Below are 24,986 nucleotides of genomic sequence, written 5' to 3'. Positions count from 1 at the left end.
GTCCGGATCAATGCTGATCCGGCGATGGCGGCTCTTTGCCTAAAGGATGGTCCTTGCCTTGAAACTGGCAGGAAATCGGTGTCGACCGTTCTTCAGATCAAGCAAGTCACCAAGTCCTATGGCGCGGCGCCCGCGCTGGATGCGGTGGATTTTTCTCTGCCCGACGATGCCTATATTTCGCTGCTCGGACCGAGCGGGTCGGGCAAGACGACATTGCTGCGTGTCATCGCCGGTTTCGAGGAGCCGGATTCCGGCTCGATCCTCTTTCATGGCAAGCGCCTTGATGGTGTTCAGCCACGTGATCGCGGCATCGGTTTCGTTTTCCAGAACTTCGCGCTGTTTCCGCATCTGTCCGTTGCCGAAAACGTCGCTTTCGGCCTGCGCAATCGCAAGGTCGATCCGGTCACCGATCCGCGCGCCTTGGCCTCGAGGGTTCAGGACATGTTGGCGCTGGTCGGTCTCAAGGGCTTTGACGATCGCGCCGTCACGCAGATTTCCGGCGGTCAGCGCCAGCGCGTCGCCTTGGCGCGCACACTGGTGACGGAGCCGAAGATGGTGCTGCTCGACGAGCCGCTCGGCGCGCTCGACGCCAACTTGCGCGGCCGCATGCGAAGTGAGCTCAAGATTATCAGGGAGCGCTGCGGCGTGACTTTCCTGCATGTGACGGGCAGCGAATCCGAGGCCCTGGCGATGGGGGATCTCGTGCTTGTTCTCGATCGCGGCCGCATCGCGCAGGCCGCTGCCTCCGATGTCGTCTACAACAGCCCGGCCTCGGCAGCCGTCGCCCGCTATCTCAATTGCTACAATCTGTTTGCCGGTGCTGTCGTCGAGGATGCCTTCGTCGGTCCCGCCGGCCGCTTTCCGCTGAACGCGTCGCGCCGGAAGGCGCCGCAACCGGCCTATGCCATCCGCTACGACCGCGTTGCGATCCGTCCTCGCGATGCCCGGCTGTCGGACGATGAGGTCCGTATCGAGGGCGATTTCATCGCCAGCGAATATTCGGGCGCGGCGGTCAATTCCTTCTTCTCGCTCGATGGCGGGCACGTCTTCGAGGTCGAGTCCCATCTCAGCCACGCCCGGCCACCGGCCTTCGTCGAAAAGGATCGCTATGCGCTCGTCTGGAAGAAGGAGGATGCCCTTGTCTTCGGTTGATCTGAGCATCCCGAAACCTTCCCCCGGACCCGCCAAGGAGAGCGAGAGATGACCATGGTTGCGACAAGCGAGGACGCCGCAGAGGAAAGCGCAACTGTGCGCAGGGCATCGAACAAGACATTCTGGCTGCTGGCGCCGGGCATGATCTGGATGCTCGCCTTTCTGGTCCTGCCGATCCTGATGATGGTCTATGTTTCCTTCTGGACGCAGACGACCTTCAAGATCGAGCCGACGCTGACCTTGCAGAGCTGGGTCACCTTCCTGACCAGCCCCACATATCTCGGGGCTCTCTGGACGACGATCCGCATCTGGCTGCTCGTGCTGATATCGACCCTCGTCGTCGGCTATCCGGCGGCGCTCTTCGTCGGCCTGCTCGTCAAGAACAAGACGCTGCAGACCGTGCTTCTCGTCCTCTGCGTCATTCCGTTCTGGACATCGTTCCTGATCCGCGTTCTCGCCTGGCGGCCGATGCTCGGTACCGAGGGGGCGATCAACATGATCCTGATGAAGCTCGGCATCGTGCAGCAGCCCATCGAAGTGCTCTTGTTTTCGGAGCTATCCGTGATCATCGGTATGACGCAAATCTATTGCGTCTTCATGGTCGGGCCGATCGCGTTCATGATGGGCCGCATCGACGCCTCGGTCATCGAGGCTGCACAGGATCTGGGTGCCGGCTTCTGGCGCATCTTCCGCACGATCATTCTGCCGCTGTCCATGCCGGGCGTAGTGGTCGGCTCGATCTTCGTCTCCGTGATGGTTCTCGGCGAATTCGCGACGGCCGCCGCGCTGTCCGGCCGAAAGGTCAATCTGCTCGGCAATATCATCGTCACCCAGGTCGGCTCGCTGAAATGGGCTTTTGCGGCGGTCGCGGGCGTCATCCTGACCATCGTCATGGGCGCGGTCATTGCCGCATTGCTCAGGGTCGTCGACCTCAGAAAGGAGCTTTGATCATGAACGCTGGCGGCATCAAACTCGGCCTGGGTGTTTATACGGCGCTCTTTCTCATCTTCCTTTATGGGCCGCTCGCGGTCCTGGCGATCCTGTCGTTCCAGACTGGCCCGGAGGGCGGCCCGCAATTCCCGATCATCGAATGGTCAACCTATTGGTATCGTCATCTCTTCGGGTTGACGCCGCCCTCGCGCATCGCGCCCCTGCCGATCGATCAGGCGCTGATCCGTTCGCTATCCCTCGCGCTGATGACCATGATCGTCTCCACGGTGCTCGGCGTCATGTCCGCCCAGGCCTTCCGCCGCAAGTTCCGCGGCTCGGGCGTCGTCTTCTATCTGATCGTTCTCGGCATGATGGTGCCGGGCGTGCTGGTCGGTCTCGGCATGGCGCTCGTCGCCAATGCTTTCGGCATCGACCGGCATTGGTGGAGCACGGCCTTCGTCCTGCATGTCGTCTATACTTTCCCCTTCGCTTTCCTGGTCATGCTGGCGATCTTCAACAGGTTCGATCCCAGCATGGAGGAGGCGTCCTGGTCGCTTGGCGTCACCCCGGCGCGCACCTTCCGCAAGGTGACCTTCCCGCTGATCTTCCCCGGCGTGCTTTCGGCCATGCTCTTTGCCTTCACGCTGTCCTATGACGAGTTCTCGCGGACCTTGTTTGCCTCCGGCCGGGAATTGACGCTGCCGCTCGCCATCTACGGCACCTTCTCCGTCGAGGTTCATCCGAACGTCTTTGCCTTCGGTGTGCTGACGACGCTGTTTTCCTTCGCGCTTCTCGGCACCTACGCGATCCTGATGGGGCTGTCGGTTCGCCGCGCCAAGCGCATCCGCATCCAGGAGGACGCATGATGACGCATAGGGCTTCTGCAATCGTCACCGGCGCCGGCTCGGGTATTGGTCGGGCTATCGCGCTCCGGCTTGCGGCTGACGGCTATGCGGTTTTGGTCAATGATCTCTCCGGCGACCGGGCTCAGGTCGTCGCTTCGGAAATCATATCGGCAGGCGGTATGGCGACCGCGATCGCCGGCGACGTCGCCCGGCCCGAGGATGTGGCGGCGATCCATGCTGCCGCCGAGGCCTCGCACGGCGACGTCGACCTTCTCGTCAACAATGCAGGCATTGCGCATCAGGCCGCTTTCGAGGATCTCGAGCTTGAGGATTTCGACCGGATGTTTGCCGTGCACGTTCGCGGCACCTTCCTGATGACCAAGGCGGTCATGCCGGCAATGCTTCGACGCGGCGAGGGGGTGATCGTCAACGTCGCCTCGCAGCTCGGGCAGATCGGCGGCATCGAGCTCGTCCATTACTCCGGCGCCAAGGCGGCAATCATCGGCATGACAAAGGCGCTTGCCCGCGAGGTTTCCAGCTGTGGCGTGCGGGTCAATGCTGTGGCGCCGGGGCCGATCAACACGCCGCTGGTACTGGGGCTTTCCGAGGAATGGCGCGAGCGCAAGAAACGCGAGCTGCCGCTCGGCCGCTTCGGCGAGCCTGAAGAGGTGGCCGCGACCGTGGCGTTCCTGGCATCGCCGGCCGCAAGCCTCTTCGTCGGTCAGACGCTAGGGCCTAATTCCGGCGACGTGATGCTCTGAAGGAGAGAAGCAGATGGACAGTTTACAAAAGCGGGTTGTCATCATCACCGGCGCAGGCATCGGCATCGGCCAGGCGACAGCCAAGGCTTTTGCCGCGCTCGGCGATTATGTCGTCGTCACCGATATCCTCGAAAACGAGGGCGAGGCGACCGTTCGCGACATTCTCACCGCCGGCGGTTCGGCTGAATTCCACCTCTACGATGTCCGCTCGACGGACGCTGCCAACCAGCTTGTCGCCGATGTCGAAGCGCGTTTCGGCAAGATCGATGTCATCGTCGCCAATGCCGGCATCGCCCATCGCACCCCGCTCGCCAAGCTCAGCGACGACAAGTGGGACCTGACGATGGATGTCGACCTGAAGGGCATCTTCAAGCTGGTGCGTGCTGCGACGCCCGGCATGCGCACCCGTAAATCTGGAAGCATCATCGCACTCTCCTCCATCATGGGCGTCGCCTACGGATGGGACGAGCATGTCCATTATTCCGCCGCCAAGTCCGGCGTTGTTGGGCTGGTGCGAGGGCTTGCCGTCGAGCTGGCGAAAGACGGCGTCAGGGTCAACGGCATTGCCCCGGGCTATATCCGCACTGCGCAACTGCTCTCGGAAGAGAATTCACTCGGCCCTGCGGGTGCCGAGAAGGCAGCCGAATTCATCCCCATGGGCCGGCTCGGCGAGCCGGAAGATATCGCCGATGTGATCGCATTCCTCGCGTCGAAGGGCGCGAGATACATGACCGGCCAGGTTCTGGTCGTGGATGGTGGCCTCCTGGTGGGGCGGTACTGATCGCCGGCGCTCCGGCAGCGGCCGGGCGCCACGCGATACGGCAATAAAGCAGGCCCGCCAAGGGCTCAGGGAACAGCAATCAGCACAGGAGAACATGAGATGTCCAAAATGGAAATGAACAGGCGCTCTCTGTTGAAACAATCGGCCGGCATGATGGCGCTGGCGATCGGGGGCGGCACGCCACTCCTATCGTCGCGGATGGCTTACGCACAGGCAAGTGGCCTTGCCAAGGAGCAGCTGCGCACCATCGGTCTTTCCGTCACCGTTCAGGAACGAATCCTCGCCGATTTCCGCAAGGAAAGCGGCGTCGGTCAAACCTCCGGCACGGCAGCGACGTTCCCGGATGCGCAGACGAAGATCCTCTCTGGCTCCAAGGACTACGATTGCTGGGAGATCATCGGCGAACGCCTGCCGTCGATCGTGATGACCAACAATGTCGAAGCGATCCCGGCCGCCTCGCTGAAAAATTGGGCCAATATTCGTGACACCTTCACGACGCCATCCGACAAGTGGGGGCCGAAACAGCAGATCGTCGGCCAGATCTGGGCCGACGATGCCAAGACCACGCTGAACATGGTGCCGGCCGTCTATAACTACGATTCCATCGGCTACAATCCCGACGTGCTGTCGGCCGAAGAGGCCAATAGCTGGTCGGCGATCTTCGATCCGAAGTGGAAAGGCAAGTCGGGCCTCAATACCGATCCGCTGATCGCCTTCGGCCAGGCCATCATGGCCATGAACACGCTCGGGCTTTCGAGCGTCAAGAACCCGGGCAACCCGACCGCCGCCGAAATCGACGAAGCGGCGAAATTCCTCGTCTCCAAGAAGAAGGACGGGCAGTTCCGGGCGCTTTGGGGTGATTTCGGTGAGTTGGTGAACCTTATGGCATCGGGCGAGATGGTCGTCTGCGACGCCTGGCAGCCGGCGGTCATGGCCGTCAAGGCCCAGGGCAAGGCGTGCAAATATGCGGTGCCGAAGGAAGGCTATCGCGGCTGGGCGATCGGCCCTTCGATGATATCGGGCACGCCCAACAAGGAAGCCGTGATCGCCTATGCCGACTACTGGCTGTCGGGCGAGCCGGGCATCACCGTATCGGAGCAGGGCTACTACTCGCCCTCGACCAATATCCAGAAGGTCATGGCGCCGGAAAAATACGCCTTCTGGTACGAGGGCAAGCCATGGGTGGGCGCTGCAGAGCGCGGCATCAAGGAAGGCGACCTGCGCGACGGCGGCTCGCTCTCGGAGCGCGCAAAGAACGTGGCCTATTGGCACCAGTGGCCGGACGAATACGACCATCTCGTCCAGAAATGGGATGAATTCCTCAATGCCTGATCTGGGTCTGGCACAGGCTTCGGCCATCTGCCTCTTGCCCCGCGGGGAGGCCAATCCGGCCTCTCTGCCCACGCTCGGAGATCTCTCATGATTTATGACTTGGAACTCATCAATGCCGGCAAGGTCTATGACAATGGCACTCCCGCCGTCATCGACTTCAACCTTGCGATCAAAAAGGGGGAGTTCATCGCCTTTCTGGGGCCGTCGGGCTGCGGCAAGACGACGACGCTTCGCATGATTGCCGGCTTCGAGAGCATTTCCTCCGGCGACATGATGATCAAGGGCGAGCGAATGAACGATGTACGGCCGCAGAAGCGGCCGACATCGATGATCTTCCAGAACTATGCGCTGTTCCCGCATATGACCGTCCGGCGCAACGTCGGATACGGTCTCGAGGTCAAAGGCGTGGTGAAGGGCGAGCGGGATGCGCGGGTCGACCGCATCCTCGCCACGCTCGGGCTTGAGGATATTGCCGAGCGCAAGCCGGACAAGCTCTCCGGCGGCCAGCGCCAGCGCATCGCGCTTGCACGTGGATTGGTGGTCGAGCCCGACGTCTTGCTTCTCGATGAACCCCTCGGCGCCCTTGATGCCAATCTGCGCAAAGCGATCCAGAACGAGCTTAAGCTCTTGCAGAAGAGGCTCGGCGTGACCTTCGTGTTCGTCACGCATGCCCAGTCGGAGGCGCTGGCGCTGTCCGACCGGATCGTCGTGATGAACCAGGGCAGGGTGGAGCAGATCAGCCCGCCGCATCAGCTCTACACGCGCCCCGACACGCCATTCGTAGCGCAGTTCATCGGCCGCAATACCATCTTCGAAGGCGAAGTCGCCGGCGCTCAAGCCGATAATACGCTCGTCTCCACATCGTTCGGCATGCTCTCAGGTCAGGCCAACGGTGGCCTTTCCAGCAAGGTCAATATCGTTATTCCGTCGGAAGCGATCGAAGTGCATGCGGCCGAGACCTCGGCGCGAGAAAGCCTCGCCGGCGCTTTCGGCGGCAATGTCGTCGGCGCGCGCGTCGACCGCTTCGATGTCGTCGGCCATATCTCGCAGATCGGCGTCAGCCTGCCCGATGGCCGGGGTCTCGCCCTGGAAGCACATATCGACAAATACAGGCCCGGCGCCTTCCCCGTGGGGGCCGAGGTCATGCTTACCTGGGATCCGGCCGACGCGACCGTCATTCCAGCTCACTGATTATAGAAAACCTGATCAAAGGAGGTCATCCCATGGCGAAGGAAATCTTGTGCAGTTTTGGTGTCGACGTCGATGCCGTGGCCGGCTGGCTCGGCTCCTATGGCGGCGAGGATTCGCCTGACGATATCTCGCGCGGCCTGTTTGCCGGCGAAGTCGGCAGCCCGCGGCTGGTGAAACTCTTCGAGCGGTTCGGCATCAAGACCACGTGGTTCATCCCCGGCCATTCGATCGAGACCTTTCCCGAGCAGATGCAGGCGGTGGCCGATGCCGGCCATGAAATCGGCATTCACGGCTACAGCCATGAAAACCCGATCGCCATGACGCGCGAGCAGGAAACCGAGATCCTCGACAAGTGCATCGAGCTCGTGACCAAGCTTTCGGGCAAGCGTCCTACAGGTTATGTCGCGCCCTGGTGGGAATTCTCCAACGTCACCAACGAGCTGCTTCTGGAGCGCGGCATCAAGTACGATCACTCGCTGATGCACAAAGACTTCACGCCCTATTATGTGCGGGTCGGAGACAGCTGGACGAAGATCGACTATTCCCGCAAGCCCTCTGAATGGATGGTGCCGCTGAAGAGGGGCAAGGAGACCGATCTGATCGAGATCCCGGCTTCCTGGTATCTCGACGATCTGCCGCCGATGATGTTCATCAAGAAGGCTCCCAACAGCCACGGCTTCGTCAATCCGCACGATATCGAGCAGATGTGGCGCGATCAGTTCGATTGGGTCTATCGCGAAATGGACTATGCCGTCTTCCCGATCACCATCCATCCGGACGTGGCCGGCAGGCCGCAGGTGCTGATGATGCTGGAGCGGCTTTATGCGCATATGATCAAGCATCCGGGCGTGAAGTTCGTGACGATGAATGAGATCGCCGACGACTTCGCTGCCCGCTTCCCGCGCGCCAAATAGCCGGCTAGTCTCGACAGGGCGAAGCCGTTTTCGGAAGGAACGATCATCATGTGCTCACTGTGCGGTGTTCTCGGTGGCAATGAGCATTGGACCGATGCTGCGGCCCGGCCGGGCGTCTTTACGCGCAATCACGCCAGCCCGGAGCGGCGGCGTGAACGCGCCGAGCGCGTCCGTGCGGCCAACGAAATGCTCTCCGGCTTCGGCCTCGTTCTCTCCGATTGGCAGGGCGCGTCCTTCGTCCTATCCACGAGAACGGGCTCGAGCGAGATCATCGAAGACCTCGGGCATCTCTGGCCGGCGGCCGAAAGGCTCGTCGGCCGACCGTGTGATCCCCTTGATATCGTATTCATGACACGGATGGAGGCGCGGCATGATGATTGAGCCCGATGGCTTCCTGCCGGTCAATCTTCTCACCGGCTTCCTCGGCTCCGGCAAGACGACGCTGTTGAAGCGCATCCTGGCGGATGCGGCATTTGCCGATACGGCCGTGCTGATCAACGAATTCGGCGAGATCGGGCTGGACCACGATCTTGTCGAACGCGTCGATGGCGACATGGTGCTGCTGCGCTCCGGCTGTGTTTGCTGCACCGTCCGCGGCGAGCTCGCCACGGCACTCAAGGACCTCTATTCCAAACGCGAGCGCGGGCTGTTGCCGCCGTTCCGCCGCGTCATCATCGAAAGCACCGGCCTTGCCGACCCCTTTCCGGTGCTCTCCACAATCAAGGCCGATCCGGTGCTCAGGCATCATTTCCGCGCCGGCAACGTGATCACGACTGTCGATGCCGTCAACGGGCTGCGCCAGCTGGACACTTATATCGAATCCAACAGGCAGGCGGCGATCGCCGACCGACTTGTGATGACCAAGACCGATCTCGCGGCGGATTGCGACCGACAGGCACTTGAAGAGCGCCTTCGCATCCTCAATCCCGATGCCCCGCTCCTGATGGCAGCCGATCCCGATCTCGATCTGTCCTCGCTTGCGGACATGCGCGGCAGCGTCTCGCCAGATAGCTGCCTGTCGCAAAGCGGCTTTTATTGCGAGGAGCCGTTGCAGCTCGTTTCGGCAGAGGGCGTGCCCCATCAGGCGGCGATTTCCTCCGTCTCGCTCAGGGTCGACCGGCCCGTCGATTGGACCGCTTTCGGCCTTTGGCTGACCATGCTGCTCAACCGGCACGGGGAGCGCGTGCTGCGCGTGAAGGGCATCCTCAACCTCAAGGGCGAAGAGCGTCCCGTCGCGGTGCATGGGGTTCAGCATCTGGTCCACGCGCCGGTTCACATGGACACATGGCCCTCCGGCGACCGTACGTCACGTCTGGTCTTCATTCTGGATGGGATCGATGGCGCCGTGGTCAAGCGCTCCTTCGAGGCTTTCACATTGGCACGCGTGCCGCAGACGCCATCTGCCGCATCTTCTTTGGCAATGGCGGCGCAATAGGATAATCGATCCCTTCATGAACAAGCATCAACCCATGGCAAAGACCGTGTCTGCTCCAGCCCTGCATCTGGCAGGGCGGCCGCGTCTGCGCGTTCTCGGCACCGCGATCTCGCTGCTGGAGGAACTGCGGCTTCGCGCGCAGACCGATCTCGGCATCGACGTGACCTTCGACAATAACGACTTCCTGACGACGCAGTACAAGGCGGCGCGCGAGCCGGAAACCTACGACATCTACGATCAGTGCTTTCATAACCTCGATATCGTCTGGCATTGGCGCGCCATCCAGCCGATCGACACGCAGCGCATCGTCTTGTGGGACGAGATCAACGATCTGACGAAGACCGGCCATATCGGACCCAACCCGCGGCTGGGGCTCGGCGATGTGCCCGCCCGCAAGCTCTTCGTTCAGCCGAATCTCGCCTTGGGCGACACGCCTTCGCGCTTCATCTCCATGCTTCCGACCACCCATAATTTTGACAGCTTCGCCTATCGAACCGATCAGGCGCACGATGACGTCGGCATGCATTCCTGGAGCGCACTCTTTGACGAGAGATGGGCCGGGCGCGTGGCCTTGGTGGACGAGCCCGCCATCGGCATTTTCGATGCGGCGCTCGCCGCACAAGCCGCCGGCCTGATGTCTTTCGACGATATCGGCAATATGTCGGTGCAGGAGATCGATCAGCTGATCGACTTGCTGGAAGAGCGCAAGAAAGCCGGTTTCTTCCGTGACTTCTGGAAGACGGCCGAAGACGCCGCCCGGCTGATGATCGCCGGCGAGACCAGCGTTCAAAGCATGTGGTCGCCGGGTATCGGCATCCTGAATTCCAGGGGCGTGCCGGTCGAGCAGGCTGTGCCCGCCGAGGGCTATCGCGCCTGGCATGGTGGCTTATGCCTGTCGAAACATCTCAGCGGTCGCCTTCTCGATGTCGCCTACGACTATCTGAACTGGTGGATATCTGGCTGGCCGGGCGCCGTCGTCGCACGGCAGGGCTATTACATCTCAACGCCGCAACGTTCGCGTCAGTTCATGACGCCGGCGGAATGGGGATACTGGTATGACGGGGTCGCCGCGACCGAAGACCTGCCGGGACCGGATGGGCAGATCAGGATAAAGGCGGGCTCGGTGCGCAGCGGCGGGTCCTATTGGCAGCGCGCCAATTGCATTGCGGTTTGGAATACGACAATGGATGAGCACAACTATCTTGTTCGTCGCTGGATGCAGCTTGTCGGCGGCAGAGGAGAGCAGGCGTCATGACACAGACACATCTCGGCAAGTCGATCGCGCAATTGTCGGTCCTGATCCAGTCCGGCAGTCTCGATCCTGTCACGCTGGTCGAAGAGAGCCTGGACGCGATCCGTACGCACAAGGATCAGGCGATTTTTACGCGCCTGCTCGAGGAGCGTGCGCGCGAGGAAGCCACTGCATCGTCAAGGAGATTGCGGGAAGGGCGCTCACGCGGGTTGCTGGATGGTATTCCGGTGGCCTGGAAGGATCTTTTTGCTATTCGGGGCCTGCCCACGACGGCAGGATCGATCGTGCTCGCGGATGCCGCGCCGGCGCAAGAGGATGCGGATGTCGTAAAGGCGCTGAAAGCAGCCGGCATGGTCGCGATAGGCCGGGTCAATATGAGCGAGTTTGCCTTTTCCGGCCTCGGCCTCAATCCACATTATGGCACGCCGCTTAATCCACGGGCCACGGATGTCGGCCGGATACCGGGCGGGTCTTCCTCCGGTTCCGCTGTCGCCGTCGCTTCCGGGCTGGTGCCGGTGTCGATCGGCACGGATACCGGTGGTTCGGTGCGCATTCCCTCGGCCTTCAATGGCCTTGTCGGCTATAAGGCAAGTCGCGGCCGCTACAGCATGGCCGGGGTCTTTCCCCTGGCAACCAGCCTCGACTCGCTCGGCCCCCTGTGCCGCAGCGTTCAGGACGCCGTCTGGGTCGATGCGGCGATGCGTGGCCGTGCGGCACCCGACATCATCCGCGCGAATCCTGCCGGACTTTCAGTCGTCGTGCCGACCACTGTCGTCATGGACGATGCCGAGGACGGCGTGGCGGAGGCGTTCGAGGCGACGCTTGTCCGGCTGAGCGCTGCCGGCGTCAAGGTCCGGCGCGCCGCTTTCCCCGCTTTCGACAGCCTCTTTCAGGTGATGGCCGAGCATGGCCCGTTGGTGACCGCCGAGGCTTTCGCCCTGCATCATCGCCGGTTGGCCGGGCCTGAGGCTGAAGCCATGGATCGGCGTGTCGTGGCGCGCACGCGCCTAGGCGAGAAGATCACGCTGGTCGGCTATCTGGAAATACTGCAGGTGCGCGAGCAGCTGATCAAGGACGTGGCCGGCATGATCGGGCCGAATGAGTTCATCGCCTATCCGACTGTCGCCCATGTCGCGCCCGCGCTTGCGCCGCTTGAGGAGGATGACGAACTGTTCGTCAAGGTCAACTTCAAGACATTGCGCAATACCTTGATCGGCAACTTCCTCGATTGGTGCGGCGTATCGCTGCCTTGCGGCACCGGCAGCGCCGGCATGCCCGTGGGATTCTTGCTGTCCGCTCCGAAGGAACAGGACGAGCGGCTGCTGGGGGCGGCGCTGGCCCTGGAGGATATCGTCGCAAAGCTCGTCTGAGGCGAGCTTACGCTTCATGGCGACCAGCATTTGCAGCAGGGGGCGCACGCATTTTGCGCTCGGCGTTCCCCACTCATGAATCATGAATATAACTTTATGCCGATTATGCCGTCTAATCGTTAGATGCTGCCTCGCGAGCTGAGTGCCGATGACCTGGCCGAAATCCAGCGGGCTGCCGCAGAGATCGCCATTGAAGGCAAACGCTATCCCGAACAGCTGATGAAGACGACCGGCCGCTGAGCTTGAGGTTGATTTCCGAGGCCACCGCCGGCGGCCTCCTTCCAAACCTGGCTGCATAGCCTTGGGCAAAGTGCTCCTTGACCAGCCTCAGCGCGGCGCGACGGTGTAGCGCAGATAGATCACGCCGTGGTCAAGCGTTTCGCAGCTCTTGAGCGAAAGTGCCACCTTGCCCGCCAGGCCTTCTTCACCGAATTCGACGAAACTCTGGCTCGCGGCGCGTCCGTCGAGAGCGGGTGTAATGAGCAGGCTGATTTCGTCGACCAGACCTTCCGCGAGGAAGGAACCGTTGATGCCGGCGCCGCCCTCCAGCAGAAGGCGCTTGATGCCAAGCTCGCGATTGAGAGTGTCGAGCATGGCGGGAAGATCGAGCTGCGGCTGTGTGGAGACGATGTAGGAAATGCCGTCTCCCGCCAGTTCGGCAAGATGGCTGTCCGGCACGTCGCCACCAAGAAGGACGACGACGTGATCGCCGTCGATTTCATTTTTGGTGAAATGCAATTTGCCTGATGTGTCGACTGCAATCGCATAATTGGCAGCCTCCCGATTGGCGAAATGGCGGGATCGGTCGACCTTGTCGTGCTCGTGCTCGTGCGGCGGATGCGGATTGCCTTTGCTCATTTCCGCCATCGTCACGCGGCCGACCATCCAGGCGTCGCCTTCCAGTTTTTCGTGGCACGACTGGTACAGTGCCGTCCAATCCACACGGCTGCCGTCTGGGCTCTCGGTCCAGCGGCTGGGGTGCAGCCCGCCGTCAAGCGACGAGATCATATGGCAGATGACATGGGGTTTCATGATTGCGGCTTCCCAAGATAGTCCTTGTCGCTCACCTTCTCCATCCAGGTTACCGGCGAGCCGTTTTCCTTCTCGGCGATCGCGATGTGGCTCATGGCGCAATCGGGCGCCGCGCCGTGCCAATGCTTTTCACCGGGCGGGAACCAGACGATGTCGCCGGGGCGGATTTCCTCGACCGGACCGCCTTCGCGCTGGACACGTCCGAGACCGGAGACGACGAGCAGGGTCTGGCCGAAAGGATGCGTGTGCCATGCCGTGCGGGCGCCCGGCTCGAAAGTCACGGTTGCGCCACTGAGATTGCCGCGGCCGCTGAACGGCGCGTCGAGGCGAACCGTGCCGGTGAAATACTCTTCCGGTCCCTTGGCCGATGGTTGGGAACCGCTGCGTTTGATGTCCATGGCTTCGAACTCCTCGATAAAAAACTACGGCGTGATCGCCGTTATTCAAGGGACTTTAGACTTGTCGCATTGCAGGAACCATACGATATCAATGGCATAAAATTATATCAGGAGTTCATAAATGCAGCGAGAGGAGCTGGTCGACCTGAACGCCTTTGCTGTCGTGGCCGAAGAGAAGAGCTTTACGCGTGCCGCCGCCAGGCTCGGCACGTCGCAATCCTCCCTCAGCCATACGGTGCGGCGTTTGGAGGCGCGGCTGGGCGTGCGCCTGTTGACGCGCACGACCCGAAACGTGGCCCTGACCGAAGCCGGTGAGCGGCTGCTTGCCACGCTTCGGCCCGCGCTGGAAAGCATCGGCGCCGAACTCGCCTCTCTACGCGAACTGCGCGAAAAACCCGCCGGTACCATCCGCATCACCACGGCGGAGCATGCCGCCACGACTGTTCTATGGCCGGCGCTTGAAAGGCTTTTGTCGCAATATCCCGATATCCGCGTCGAGCTTAGCATCGATTCCGGTCTGCGGGATATCGTCGCCGATCGGTTCGACGCCGGGGTCCGGCTTGGGGAAGCTCTCGCCAAGGACATGATCGCGGTCAAGATCAGTCCCGACATCCGCATGGTCGTCGTCGGCTCCCCGGCCTATCTCGCCAGGCATCCTGCGCCGGAGACGCCAAGCGATCTGGCTGATCACAACTGCATCAATCTGCGTTTGCTCACTGCCGGCGGCCTCTATGCCTGGGAGCTGGAAAAGGACGGGCGCGAGGTTCGCGTCCGCGTCGACGGTCAGCTCGTCTTCAACAATGTCGGCATGATCGTGCGTGCCGTGAGAGCGGGATTGGGGCTGGGCTTTGTGATGGAAGATCATGTCGCCGCGGATGTGGCGGCTGGGCGGCTCGTGCGCGTCCTGGACGATTGGTGCACGCCGTTTTCCGGCTATCATCTCTACTATCCGAGCCGCCGGCAGCCTTCGGCGGCGTTCTCCCTGTTGGTCGACGCGTTGCGTTACCGAGGCTGATCCCGTCATCAACGAATATGACCAAACCCGGCCGCCATGACGCGGCCGGGATTTAAGGATGAGAGTCCAAGTTCGCTGCGCCGAGGCGGCCTGTCAGGCTGCTTCCGGAACCGACAGAGACGCCATGTCGATCACGAAGCGGAAGGGAATATCGGCCCGCTGCAGGGTCGCGAAGGCTTCGTTGACCTGCTCCGGACGGATGATCCGGCACTCCGGAAGAATGCCCTTGCGCGCGCAGAAATCGATCACTTCCTGCGTTTCGCGCATGCCGCCGATCGGCGAGCCCGCGACGCGACGTCGGCCCATCAGGAAAGGCAGGCCGTTTACCTCGCCCCAGGGGCCGACCTGGCCGACGATAACAAGCGTCCCGTCGACGTCGAGCAGAGGCATGTAGGCATCGAGATCGTGCTTGACCGGGACGGTATCGATGATCAGGTCGAAGACGTTGGCCGCGGCTTGCATTGCCCCGGCATTGGTCGAGATCAGGAAGTCGTCGGCGCCGATTTCGCGGGCGACCTTTTCTTTGTCGGGCGAGCGCGAGATCATTGTTACCCTTGCGCCCATCGCCGCGGCGAGTTTGACGGCCATGTGGCCGAGACCGCCCATGCCGATGACGCCGACGCGGCTATGCGGGCCGACGTTCCAGGTGCGCAGCGGCGAATAGGTGGTGATGCCGGCGCACAGGATCGGCGCGGTGCGGGACAGGTCCATGCCCTCGGGCACGGTGCAGACGAATTCTTCGCGCACCACGATATGCTTGGAGTAGCCACCCTTGGTGATCGAACCGTCGATACGGTCTGGGACGCTGTAGGTGCCGGTGTTGCCTTCGCGGCAAAACTGCTCCTCGCCGCGGCGGCACTGGTCGCAATGCTGGCAGCTGTCGACCATGCAGCCGACCGCGCCGTGATCGCCGACCTTGAACTTGGTGACGTCGCTGCCGATCGCGATGACACGGCCAACGATTTCATGACCCGGAACCAGCGGATAGAGCGTGAAGCCCCAGTCATTATGCGCCATATGGATATCCGAATGGCAGATCCCGGCATAGGTGATTTCCATCACCACGTCGTTTGCGAGCGGCGCACGTCGTTCGAAGCTGTAAGACTCGAGCGGAGCATCCGCTGAGGTGCAAGCATAGCCAATGGTCTTCATGTTTCGTCCGCCTTGTTTATCATCTACCGATAAGCGCTGCGCGCAGTTGCCATTATCGGACGAAAGACTAGCCGAGGCTAGTCGCCGCGTTAAGATGGGCAATTCCGATTGCCGTCATGTCCGCTGTTCATGAATGGCAGACACTTGCGCGTTTCGGCATCACCTTGGCATAGTTTGACGCCCGGAAAGAGGCGTGGTCTTCCGTTTCCATCCGACTCGTTGGAGGAGTCCGGCCCATTATCCGGAATCCCGAATAGTAAAATCGTGAATTGCCGTCTAATTCCTGTTTTCCCGTAACATTAGATATGTAAGGGAGGCTGAGTATTGGCTTCCAGGTGGGTCGGGGGACAAAGAATGCATCTTGATGACTATGCCGCGTTCGGCCGTTCGAGCTTGCGTGTCAGTCCGCTTGCGTTGGGAACCATGACTTTCGGCGAAGGCTTCGCTTGGCAGTCGCGCGTCAAGAAGCCCGCGGCGATCCTCGATCACTATCTCGATCTCGGCGGCAACTATCTCGATACGGGCAGGGGTGACGCAAAACCGGATGCCCAGACGGTTGTCGGCAATTACCTCGCAAGGAACTCGATCAAACGCGACCGGCTCGTCATGGCTGCCAAGTTCGGCGTCGATCAGCAGGGCGTGGGGCTGGGTCGCGAAGCCATCATAGAGGCATGCGAACAAACCTTGCGGCGGTTGCGCACGGACTATCTCGATCTTTATTGGCTTGACAATTGGGACATGCAGGCGCCCCTCGACGAGGTGTTGGCAGGATTGAATGACCTCATTCAATCGGGGAAATTGCGCTATTTCGGCATTTCCGATACGCCGGCCTGGAAAGTCGCGCACGCGCAGCTGATCGCGCAATTTCATGGCTGGGCGCCATTCGTCGGTCTGCAGATCGAATATTCGCTGGCCGCCAGGCTGTTTGAGAGCGAGCTCATTCCCATGGCACGTGGAATGGGGCTCGGCGTCGTCTCGCATTCGCCGCTGAATGGCGGGCTCATTAGCGGAAAATACACTCGCAAGAACATCGGAAACCTCATGTCCGATCGCGCATCGCCATTGGCACGGCAACCCGATGCGCAGCGTCTTGAAATCGTCGACGCTCTGCTCCGCATTGCGGCCGAGCTCGACACAACCACTGCCCGGGTGGCCCTCGCCTGGGCATTGGCGCGGCCCGGTGTATCGTCAACCATTATCGGTGTGCATACCTTGGAACAGCTCGATGATGACGTCGGCGCGCTTGATGTTCAGCTCTCACCCGAGCAGACGGCGACGCTCGATGCGCTGACAATCCCGGTCCATTCCCTCGCTCTGCCGCTATTTCTGCAAAATGCGGCGCCTTCGGCCTGCATCGATTACTCGATGATGAGCCGCAGGCTTTCGTAATTTTCCGTGCTTGCTCTTACGAGCGCATTGTAGCTTCTCTTCTCGGCTGGCCTCCCTATCTAAATTGCCAGTAGCAAGATGAGGATCCTCATGAGCGATGGGCCGCAGCCGCCGAACGTCAATCGAAACGTATTGCGCGAACTTGTCGCCGGATTGAGCGACGGCATCATCCTGATAGACCCTGAAGGCGCTATTTCCTGGGCAAACAGCGCCGCATTGCGGATGCACAGGGTGTCGACGATCGAGGAGCTGGGTGGCGATGCCGCCGGCTACCGGCAGGCCTTCACGCTGCGCTACCGCAACAATCATCTGCTTGACGAGGGCCAATATCCGATCGAGCGGCTGGTGTGCGGCGAGACGGTCGATGAGGTCACAGTCGAAATATCGCCCGCCGCCGATCTGGATCTCGTCTGGGTCCACACCGTCCGCAGCCTGATCATTGCGGATGCCGGAGTCCGCCCGGATGTGCTTGCGCTCGTCATTCGTGACGAGACGCCGCTTTTCGAGGCGGAAGAGCGTTTCGAGCGGGCCTTCAATGCCAACCCGGCACCCGGTCTGATCTGCCGTCTCGATGATCTTCGTTTCATCCGCGTCAACCAGGGTTTCGTCGAGATGACGAATTATGCCAAGGAAGACGTCATTGGAAAAACTGTCGATGAGATGGGCCTGTTTGCCAATTGCGATACGGGCGAGGATGCGTTGGCGAAGCTGGTGGAAGGCCGGCTGATCCGTCAGCGTGAAGCCCTGATCCCGCTTCCGAGTGGCGGCGATAGGCTGGTCATCATAGCGGGCGAGCCCATCGCTGTCGGCGAGGAGCCGTGCATGTTGTTCACTTTCGCCGATCTCGATGCACGGCGAAAGGCCCAGAACGCACTTCGCCAAAGCGAGGAGCGGTTCTCCAAGTCATTCAGGCTCTCGCCGGCGCCGGCGGCCATTTCTCGATTGGGCGATTTCGTCTTCACCGAAGTCAACGATGCCTTTGCCCAACTCTCGGGCTACAGCCTCCAGGAGATTATTGGAAAAACCGCAAGCGAGTTGCGCCTGTGGGATGATGTCGCAGCCCGCCGCGCCATGGAAAAGAAGCTTGTCGATAACATGCCGCTTCGCGACGAGGTTTTGCGCATGAAGCAGAAGGACGGCTCGATGGCCGACTGCCTTGTCTCTGCCGAGCGTGTCGAGATCAGCGACCAGCAATGTGTCATCTGGTCGTTGCAGGATGTCACCGAGCGCAGCCGCAGCGAAGCGGAGCTGATTGAGGCTATCGAGAGCGTGATGACCGATACATCGTGGTTCAGTCGTTCCATTGTCGATCGCCTCGCGACTTTGCGGCAGGTCTCGAACGGCAAGGGTCCCTCGGCGCAACTCCTCGATCTCAGCGAACGGGAAAGGGAAGTTCTCGCTTTGATCTGCCGCGGCCAGAGCGACGCCGAGATGAGCGAAACGCTGCACCTCTCCAGGAACACGATCCGCAACCATGTTGCGTCTCTCTACGCGAAGATCGGCGTAAACCGGCGCTCCGCTGTCGTCATATGGGCGAGGGAACGTGGCTTCACAGGCATGTCGATGCCCATGAAGACTGGAAAATCGACCTGATGCGAGGTCATTCCGCTTCGGTCTGGGCGCTGGACCGAAGAATCGGCATTGCAAGCGTCAAAAAGGCTATTTTCTACTAGTACAAATAGTAGTTCCTGCTCTGCAAGCGCATACCATGCCGCCCTACTTCATTGTTACGGCCTCGGTTGAAAACCGATGCCTCTTCTTTTGAAAAACCAAGGAGGCAAGACAATGGATAAGAACCGTGTCAAAGGTGCAGCCAAGGAAGCAAGCGGATCGATCAAGGAGGTCGCCGGAAAGCTGATCGGTAACGATCGGCTGAGGGCCGAAGGCGCTGTCGAAAAGGTCGAAGGGAAGATCCAGACCAAGTTCGGCAAGGCCAAGGACGCTGTCAGGAACGCGCTGCGCTGACAAGCGCGCCAACATCCACTCTTTCGATCTCGCCGAGGCTTTCCGATGCTCTTTCTAGCCAGGCTCTCATCGCTGACGATTTCGTCGGATAGCTGCGCGACCTGCGCGGCCATCCGCTGCTTGATTGCCTATGCCGATGGGCTGGAAGATGCGCATATCGACGTTAGCGCCGTAGAGGGCGCGATTGTTCTGTCGGGCGACGCGCCATCCGATGAGGCGCGTGAGCGGGCGCTCTCGATTGCCGGCGAATATGCCGGGCTTCGGATCATCAACCATATCGTCCTCCACACAGATCGAGGACCGCCCGGCCGGTCCGAGATCGGTGCATCGACCTCCGGGCCGCGGGCCGGGCTGACCGCGGCGCTCAAACCGCCAAAGGATAAGTCATGAAAAAGATCATCATCGCGGCAGCGGTCATTTCCGTTGCTCTTGGCTCGGTGGCTTCGGCCGCCAGCACGCATCATCCCAAAAAGCAGCCAGTGCAGGTTGCCTCCGAGCCAAAGCAGCGTCTTGGAACGCTGTCCTGCGAGGTTGCGGGCGGCGTCGGCATGATTATCGGATCCAGCAAGGACATCAGTTGCACCTTCAAGCAGCGAACAGGCAAGGTCGAACGCTACACGGGTACGATCGGCAAGCTTGGTATCGACATCGGGGTCACCCGCAAGACGTATCTCAGCTGGATCGTCGTCAATACCGCACCAACCCGCGTCGGTGAAGGCGCTTTGGCCGGCACCTATGTCGGCGCTTCCGCCGGCGCTTCCGTCGGTCTCGGTCTCGGTGCCAACGCCCTCGTCGGCGGCAACTCGAAGAATTTCGCGCTGCAGCCGCTGAGTGCCGAGGCAGGAACCGGGCTGAATGTCGCGGCCGGCGTTTCGCGCCTGCAATTGCGCCCAGCCGGCTGACCTGATGATTGGCACCGGCGACGCAATCGTGCCGATGCGTCCTCGCGCATGGCTGCTTTCGCCGTCGTATAGGCCAAACTGCCCTGCTCTGATCGGCTAAGACTGCAGGCAATGATCTCGACACTCATTGCCTGCAATCAAAGTCAGCGAAATAGGTTGCTATGCCCTTGTAAGCCAAGCCTGTCCGGGATTTGTGCAATGAGAAGACTCTCTCCCAGGAGGTATTTTGCTTATCTTGGATAGTGGAGCATGCCAAATCTATTAATATGGACATCTTAAGGTGGCGCTAGAGATGAACAATCCGGCAGCCTTTGATGTCCGAAATTCAAAAGCAACTTCATATTCCGGCACTTGACGGCTGGCGCGGACTTGCTGTCTTGCTGGTGCTCATCGGGCACTTTGGCGGTGACAGCTATCTTCCCGATCTCGGATCGGCTGGCGTTGACCTTTTCTTCGTCCTTTCAGGCCGCCTCATGGCTGAAATTCTCTTTGTAAGGAAAATGCCCCTGCGGCTTTTCTTCCTCCGTCGTTTCAGCCGGGTCTATTCCGCTTTGTTGGCCTTCGTGCTTGCAAGCGCTGTCCTCCTTTCCCAAACGCCGCTGGCACCCGGCGTCACCGGCGTCTTGTCCGCGCTCACTTTCACATTGAACTACGTCATCATCGAAAGTCGCACCTTCATACCGGTTTTTGATCATATCTGGTCATTATGCGTCGAGGAGCATAGCTATGTGTTGCTTGCCCTCATGGCCTTGCTGCTTCGCGGAGCCGCTGTTCGGTTCATCGGGCTCACCATTCTTGCATTGGGCCTTGCGGCGCTCGCTAACGGCATTGTGCAATATGACATCTATGGGCGGGATCCGTTTATCGTCTTCTGGCCAACCGACGTGGCTGCGGCGCCCATGCTGATTTCGGCGGCAGTCTTCCTGCTATTTGGTGAGCGCCTCAAAAGGCCGGCGATAAGGTGGATAATGCCGTTGGCACTTTTCGGTGGTCTGGTTGCGCGCCTGTTCGGCGATGTCGCCTGGCTGTTCTTCGGTGCAAAAACTTTGCTATTGGCGATCGCTGTTTGCGCAATCGGGGACTCTACCCGTCTTTCCCGAGCGCTGTTCAAAGGCTCCGTCATCCGGCAAATCGGGCGAATGTCCTTCTCGCTCTATTTATGGCAACAGCCGTTCCATATCGCCATGCTACAAGATCTGCTGCCGAAGCCTATCGCGTTGGTCCTGGCTATTTGCTGCGCGGCAGCCAGCTCCCATCTGGTCGAACAGCCAGCGCGCGCGCGGTTGAATGCGTGGATTGAAAGAGGCAGACGCCAGGACGCTGCTGCCGTACCGGGCTGATCTGGCGGGTACCAAAACATAACATTCCAGTCCGCTTCATGGTTTGAAGCCGTGGATGTGCCGCGAGGAAATCGATCTGCCGGGATAATTTCGAAGATAGTCACGATGCGATATTCGGACGCGACCTGAACTTGGCCGCGTCCGAGCATGCTTCTACTTCACATCAGGCGATGTCGAAGCGATCAGCGTTCATCACCTTGGTCCAGGCTGCCACGAAGTCCCGCACGAATTTCTGCTGGGCATCGCCCTGTCCGTAGACCTCGGCGATCGCGCGCAGCTGCGAGTTGGAGCCGAAGACGAGATCGACGCGGGTGCCGGTCCACTTCACGTCGCCGGTTGCGCGGTCGCGTCCTTCGAATACGTCCTTGGCATCCGAAACCGCCTTCCACTCCGTGCTCATGTCGAGCAGGTTTACGAAGAAGTCGTTGGTCAATGCCTCGGGGCGCTTGGTGAAGACGCCATGCTGGGTCTGTCCGACATTGGCGTTCAGTGCGCGCAGGCCGCCGACGAGGACGGTCATTTCAGGTGCCGTCAGCGTCAGCAACTGCGCCTTGTCGATCAGCAGCTCTTCGGAGGAAACGGTGTATACGCCCCTCTGATAGTTGCGGAACCCGTCCGCGATCGGCTCGAGAACGGCAAAGGCTTCGACATCCGTCTGTTCCTGCGATGCGTCGGTCCGGCCCGGCGTAAAGGGCACGACCACATCGTGCCCGGCCTTCTTCGCAGCCTGTTCGATGGCGACGGACCCGCCGAGGACGATCAGATCGGCGAGCGAGACCTGCTTGCCGCCGGCGTGCGCATCGTTGAACTTCTTCTGGATGCCTTCCAGCGTCTGGAGCACGGATGCAAGCTGGGCCGGCTGGTTGGCCTCCCAATCCTTTTGCGGCGCAAGGCGAATACGGGCACCGTTTGCACCGCCGCGCTTATCGGAACCGCGGAAGGTCGAAGCCGAAGCCCAAGCGGTCGAAACCAGCTGCGGGATGGTGAGGCCCGATGCAGCAATCTCGCCCTTGAGCGCGTCGATATCGTTGGCGTCGATCAGGGCATGATTAGCGGCCGGGACCGGATCCTGCCAGATGAGCTCTTCCGTCGGAACTTCCGGGCCGAGATAGCGGGCGCGCGGACCCATGTCGCGATGCGTCAGCTTGAACCAGGCGCGGGCGAAAGCGTCCGCGAATTGATCCGGGTTCTCGAAGAAGCGCCGGGAGATCTTCTCGTAGGCGGGGTCGAAGCGCAGGGCGAGGTCCGTGGTCAGCATGGCCGGGGCGTGACGCTTGGAGCTGTCGTGTGCGTCCGGCACCGAGTTGGCGCCTGCGCCATGCTTCGGGGTCCACTGGTGCGCACCGGCCGGGCTCTTCGTCAATTCCCAGTCGTAGCCGAACAGGTTCCAGAAGAAGTTGTTGCTCCACTTGGTCGGAGTTGAGGTCCAGGTCACTTCCAGACCGCTGCCAATCGCGTCGCCGCCCTTGCCGCTACGGAAGCTGCTCTTCCAGCCGAGGCCCTGTTCTTCTATGCCGGCAGCTTCCGGCTCGGGGCCGACATGAGCGGCATCACCGGCACCATGCGTCTTGCCGAAGGTATGACCGCCGGCGATGAGGGCGACGGTTTCCTCGTCGTTCATCGCCATGCGGGCAAAGGTCTCGCGGATGTCGCGGGCAGCCGCGAGCGGATCAGGGTTGCCGTTCGGGCCTTCCGGATTGACGTAGATGAGGCCCATCTGCACCGCTGCGAGCGGATTTTCGAGGTCACGGTCGCCGCTGTAGCGCTTGTCGCCGAGCCAAGTGTCTTCCGCACCCCAATAAATGTCTTCTTCCGGTTCCCAGACGTCATCGCGGCCGCCGCCGAAACCGAAGGTCTTGAAGCCCATGGATTCCAGCGCGCAGTTGCCGGTAAGGATCATGAGGTCGGCCCAGGAGATGCGGTTGCCGTATTTCTGCTTGATCGGCCAGAGCAGGCGGCGGGCCTTGTCGAGGTTGACGTTATCCGGCCAGCTGTTGAGCGGTGCGAAGCGCTGCGTGCCGGAGGAGGCGCCGCCGCGGCCGTCGCCGGTGCGGTAGGTGCCGGCGCTGTGCCAGGCCATGCGGATGAAGAGCGGGCCGTAATGGCCGAAATCGGCCGGCCACCAATCCTGCGAATCCGTCATCAGGGCGAAGAGGTCCTGCTTGAGCGCATTCAGGTCGAGCTTCTTGAATTCCTCGGCATAATTGAACGCCTTGTCCAGCGGGTTCGACAGGGAAGAGCCCTGATGGAGAATCCTAAGGTTCAGCTGGTTCGGCCACCAGTCGCGATTCGATCTGGCCGAGACGCTTGTGTTGCCGTGCGGAAACGGACATTTGCCAGCGTTTTCAACTTTTGTATCCATAATTTTCTCCCTTATGATGGCTTGAACTGCGCCGCCCGGTGGAGGTGTCGTCACCTCTTGGGCAGCAATTGGGTTTCGTGTTCGGCGCGATGACGACATGTCATGCGCATGGAATCTCTCGTTATTCTGACCTCCCGCGAAGCGGACCGTCCGGAAGCAGACCAATCCCGACGCCCAGGTTTTCGACCGACCCGGGCATCGATGAGCTCTTGCAGTCAATGCTCCCAATGTGAGCTTGGTATGACATGCGGCGACATCTCGTATTCGCCTTGCGCACTATAGCCAAGCCGTTCCATTAATTTAAGTTGGATTTCCTGATCGGTGCGATAAGGTAAAGTTATGACAAATCTCACCCTCAAGCAGCTTCGCTATTTCGAAGCCCTGGCAAAGCATGGTCACTTCGGGCGCGCGGCCGATGTCTGTGCAATCTCCCAGCCCGCCTTGTCGATGCAGATCAAGGAACTGGAGGAGCAGCTCGGCACCGACCTCTTCGAGAGGGGCGCGCGCCAGGTTCGGTTGACCAATTTTGGAGAGGCATTCGCCGTGCGCGTTCGCAATATTCTGCGCTCGGTGGACGAACTGGGGGATCTGGCGCGCGCTTCCCATAACCAGCCAGTCGGGAGGCTGCGGATCGGCGTGATCCCAACGGTCGCGCCCTATCTGCTGCCCACCATCATCGGCAATCTCACCAGCCTGTATGACGGCCTGGACATTCATGTGCGCGAGACGCTGACGTCGAAGCTGGTCGAGGAACTGGCGGAAGGCCGGCTCGACACGGCCATCGTCGCGCTGCCTGTTTCCGAACCGACCTTGACAGAGGTCGCGCTGTTTGCGGAAAACTTTGTGCTGGTGCGACCGAGCGAGGACGAAGGCAAGCCGGTGCCCAATCGGGAAGCGCTGCGCGAAATGCGCTTGCTGCTGTTGGAGGAAGGCCATTGCTTTCGCGATCAGGCCCTATCTTTCTGTAATATACAGTCGGCGCTCCCACGAGAGCTTATGGACGGCAGTTCGCTCTCGACGCTGGTGCAGATGGTCAGCGCCGGCATCGGCGTCACGTTGATACCGGAGATGGCGGTGGCGGTGGAGACACGCTCGGCATCGGTGTCGGCCGTGCGTTTCCAAAGTCCGCAACCGTCACGAACGATCGGCATGATCTGGCGCAAGACGAGCCCCTTGGCCAAGCAGCTCACGCGGATTTCCGAGGTCGTTCGCCAATCGGCCGATGCCATGCGCGAGCAGCACGATTCGATCTGGCGCGCACAGGATTTCGAGTTCGACGCTCGAAGGCAGCCATCGGCGCTTCGTAACAGCAATGGCGCCTTTGCGGCGGACAAGGCGAATGATTCTGCTCTGAAATGAGCGGCTTTATGAATGGAATTGACTGAAGTTCGATCAGGATAGAGCCGTTGTCCACAAGCGAAAGGATTTCAAACGATTAAAGTAATTTTAATCGTTTAAATTTTTTAAT

At 60.8% G+C, this 24,986-nt stretch carries 24 protein-coding genes; 20 read left to right on the top strand and 4 right to left on the bottom strand.

Annotated features, from left to right (window positions below):
• The first annotated feature begins 78 nt into the window (after positions 1-78).
• The 12 genes from GA0061101_RS10785 (at position 79) to GA0061101_RS10730 (ending at position 11,963) form a co-directional block, all read left to right on the top strand.
• The gene (locus GA0061101_RS10785; RefSeq protein WP_092573582.1) at positions 79-1,152 is read left to right on the top strand and encodes an ABC transporter ATP-binding protein; all 1,074 of its coding nucleotides are present in this window, start codon (positions 79-81) and stop codon (positions 1,150-1,152) included.
• 48 nt (positions 1,153-1,200) lie between these two features.
• Positions 1,201-2,100, top strand: coding sequence for an ABC transporter permease (locus GA0061101_RS10780; protein ID WP_037192590.1), 900 nt, complete (start codon positions 1,201-1,203; stop codon positions 2,098-2,100).
• A 2-nt stretch (positions 2,101-2,102) separates the two neighbouring features.
• Positions 2,103-2,948: an ABC transporter permease gene (locus GA0061101_RS10775; RefSeq protein WP_037192589.1), complete on the top strand. Its 846-nt coding sequence runs from the start codon at positions 2,103-2,105 to the stop codon at positions 2,946-2,948.
• Positions 2,948-3,688: an SDR family NAD(P)-dependent oxidoreductase gene (locus GA0061101_RS10770; protein WP_037193247.1), complete on the top strand. Its 741-nt coding sequence runs from the start codon at positions 2,948-2,950 to the stop codon at positions 3,686-3,688. Before GA0061101_RS10775 ends, GA0061101_RS10770 begins: the two co-directional genes overlap by 1 nt.
• A gap of 13 nt (positions 3,689-3,701) precedes the next feature.
• Positions 3,702-4,469, top strand: coding sequence for an SDR family NAD(P)-dependent oxidoreductase (locus tag GA0061101_RS10765; protein ID WP_037192588.1), 768 nt, complete (start codon positions 3,702-3,704; stop codon positions 4,467-4,469).
• 99 nt (positions 4,470-4,568) lie between these two features.
• The gene (locus GA0061101_RS10760; protein ID WP_037192587.1) at positions 4,569-5,801 is read left to right on the top strand and encodes an ABC transporter substrate-binding protein; all 1,233 of its coding nucleotides are present in this window, start codon (positions 4,569-4,571) and stop codon (positions 5,799-5,801) included.
• Positions 5,802-5,888: 87 nt separating this feature from the next.
• On the top strand, positions 5,889-6,992 hold the full coding sequence (locus GA0061101_RS10755; RefSeq protein ID WP_037192586.1) for an ABC transporter ATP-binding protein: 1,104 nt from the start codon (positions 5,889-5,891) through the stop codon (positions 6,990-6,992).
• A gap of 32 nt (positions 6,993-7,024) precedes the next feature.
• Positions 7,025-7,906, top strand: coding sequence for a polysaccharide deacetylase family protein (locus tag GA0061101_RS10750; RefSeq protein WP_037192585.1), 882 nt, complete (start codon positions 7,025-7,027; stop codon positions 7,904-7,906).
• Between the two features lie 48 nt (positions 7,907-7,954).
• Positions 7,955-8,287 carry a hypothetical protein gene (locus GA0061101_RS10745; RefSeq protein ID WP_037192583.1) on the top strand — a complete coding sequence of 111 codons (333 nt, stop codon included), beginning with the start codon at positions 7,955-7,957 and terminating at the stop codon, positions 8,285-8,287.
• Positions 8,277-9,341 (top strand): CobW family GTP-binding protein, encoded by a 1,065-nt coding sequence (locus GA0061101_RS10740; protein ID WP_037192581.1) that lies wholly within the window; start codon positions 8,277-8,279, stop codon positions 9,339-9,341. The genes GA0061101_RS10745 and GA0061101_RS10740 overlap by 11 nt, the downstream gene beginning before the upstream one ends.
• A gap of 16 nt (positions 9,342-9,357) precedes the next feature.
• Positions 9,358-10,596: an ABC transporter substrate-binding protein gene (locus tag GA0061101_RS10735; protein ID WP_037192578.1), complete on the top strand. Its 1,239-nt coding sequence runs from the start codon at positions 9,358-9,360 to the stop codon at positions 10,594-10,596.
• Positions 10,593-11,963 carry an amidase gene (locus GA0061101_RS10730; protein ID WP_037192575.1) on the top strand — a complete coding sequence of 457 codons (1,371 nt, stop codon included), beginning with the start codon at positions 10,593-10,595 and terminating at the stop codon, positions 11,961-11,963. Before GA0061101_RS10735 ends, GA0061101_RS10730 begins: the two co-directional genes overlap by 4 nt.
• Before the next feature lie 327 nt (positions 11,964-12,290).
• On the opposite strand, the gene GA0061101_RS10725 is transcribed toward GA0061101_RS10730, so the two are convergent.
• Both GA0061101_RS10725 and GA0061101_RS10720 read right to left on the bottom strand, forming a co-directional pair.
• Positions 12,291-12,995, bottom strand: a complete 705-nt coding sequence (locus GA0061101_RS10725; protein ID WP_092573581.1) for a dihydrofolate reductase family protein — start codon at positions 12,993-12,995, stop codon at positions 12,291-12,293.
• Complete coding sequence (locus GA0061101_RS10720; RefSeq protein WP_037192572.1) at positions 12,992-13,393, bottom strand: (R)-mandelonitrile lyase; 402 nt, start codon at positions 13,391-13,393, stop codon at positions 12,992-12,994. Before GA0061101_RS10720 ends, GA0061101_RS10725 begins: the two co-directional genes overlap by 4 nt.
• Positions 13,394-13,514: 121 nt before the next feature.
• Between GA0061101_RS10720 and GA0061101_RS10715 the strand changes: the two genes are divergently transcribed.
• Positions 13,515-14,408 carry a LysR family transcriptional regulator gene (locus GA0061101_RS10715; RefSeq protein ID WP_037192570.1) on the top strand — a complete coding sequence of 298 codons (894 nt, stop codon included), beginning with the start codon at positions 13,515-13,517 and terminating at the stop codon, positions 14,406-14,408.
• Between the two features lie 93 nt (positions 14,409-14,501).
• On the opposite strand, the gene GA0061101_RS10710 is transcribed toward GA0061101_RS10715, so the two are convergent.
• A complete protein-coding gene (locus GA0061101_RS10710; RefSeq protein WP_037192566.1) occupies positions 14,502-15,560 on the bottom strand; it encodes an NAD(P)-dependent alcohol dehydrogenase in 1,059 nt (352 codons plus the stop codon).
• Between the two features lie 354 nt (positions 15,561-15,914).
• On the opposite strand from GA0061101_RS10710, the gene GA0061101_RS10705 reads away from it, so the two are divergent.
• The 6 genes from GA0061101_RS10705 to GA0061101_RS10680 all read left to right on the top strand — a co-directional run bounded on the left by GA0061101_RS10705 (position 15,915) and on the right by GA0061101_RS10680 (position 21,156).
• Positions 15,915-16,949 carry an aldo/keto reductase gene (locus GA0061101_RS10705; RefSeq protein ID WP_037192563.1) on the top strand — a complete coding sequence of 345 codons (1,035 nt, stop codon included), beginning with the start codon at positions 15,915-15,917 and terminating at the stop codon, positions 16,947-16,949.
• 90 nt (positions 16,950-17,039) lie between these two features.
• The gene (locus tag GA0061101_RS10700; protein ID WP_037192559.1) at positions 17,040-18,542 is read left to right on the top strand and encodes a helix-turn-helix transcriptional regulator; all 1,503 of its coding nucleotides are present in this window, start codon (positions 17,040-17,042) and stop codon (positions 18,540-18,542) included.
• Positions 18,543-18,734: 192 nt separating this feature from the next.
• Positions 18,735-18,914, top strand: coding sequence for a CsbD family protein (locus GA0061101_RS10695; RefSeq protein ID WP_037193245.1), 180 nt, complete (start codon positions 18,735-18,737; stop codon positions 18,912-18,914).
• Between the two features lie 45 nt (positions 18,915-18,959).
• Positions 18,960-19,304: a BON domain-containing protein gene (locus GA0061101_RS10690; protein ID WP_080760456.1), complete on the top strand. Its 345-nt coding sequence runs from the start codon at positions 18,960-18,962 to the stop codon at positions 19,302-19,304.
• On the top strand, positions 19,301-19,816 hold the full coding sequence (locus tag GA0061101_RS10685) for a DUF992 domain-containing protein (RefSeq protein WP_037192556.1): 516 nt from the start codon (positions 19,301-19,303) through the stop codon (positions 19,814-19,816). The genes GA0061101_RS10690 and GA0061101_RS10685 overlap by 4 nt, the downstream gene beginning before the upstream one ends.
• 314 nt (positions 19,817-20,130) lie before the next feature.
• Positions 20,131-21,156 (top strand): acyltransferase family protein, encoded by a 1,026-nt coding sequence (locus tag GA0061101_RS10680; RefSeq protein WP_092573580.1) that lies wholly within the window; start codon positions 20,131-20,133, stop codon positions 21,154-21,156.
• A 163-nt stretch (positions 21,157-21,319) separates the two neighbouring features.
• Here GA0061101_RS10680 and katG read toward each other — a convergent pair whose 3' ends face one another.
• Positions 21,320-23,518, bottom strand: coding sequence for a catalase/peroxidase HPI (gene katG, locus GA0061101_RS10675; RefSeq protein ID WP_037192550.1), 2,199 nt, complete (start codon positions 23,516-23,518; stop codon positions 21,320-21,322).
• Between the two features lie 339 nt (positions 23,519-23,857).
• Between katG and GA0061101_RS10670 the strand changes: the two genes are divergently transcribed.
• Positions 23,858-24,877 carry a hydrogen peroxide-inducible genes activator gene (locus GA0061101_RS10670; RefSeq protein ID WP_051963306.1) on the top strand — a complete coding sequence of 340 codons (1,020 nt, stop codon included), beginning with the start codon at positions 23,858-23,860 and terminating at the stop codon, positions 24,875-24,877.
• Positions 24,878-24,986: the final 109 nt, after the last annotated feature.

Origin of the sequence: Martinezella lusitana, assembly GCF_900094565.1 — a bacterium.
Taxonomy (GTDB): Bacteria; Pseudomonadota; Alphaproteobacteria; order Rhizobiales; family Rhizobiaceae; genus Rhizobium; species Rhizobium lusitanum.
The sequence above is the reverse complement of the archived record's forward strand: the minus strand, read 5'-3'. Positions and strand labels throughout refer to the sequence as shown.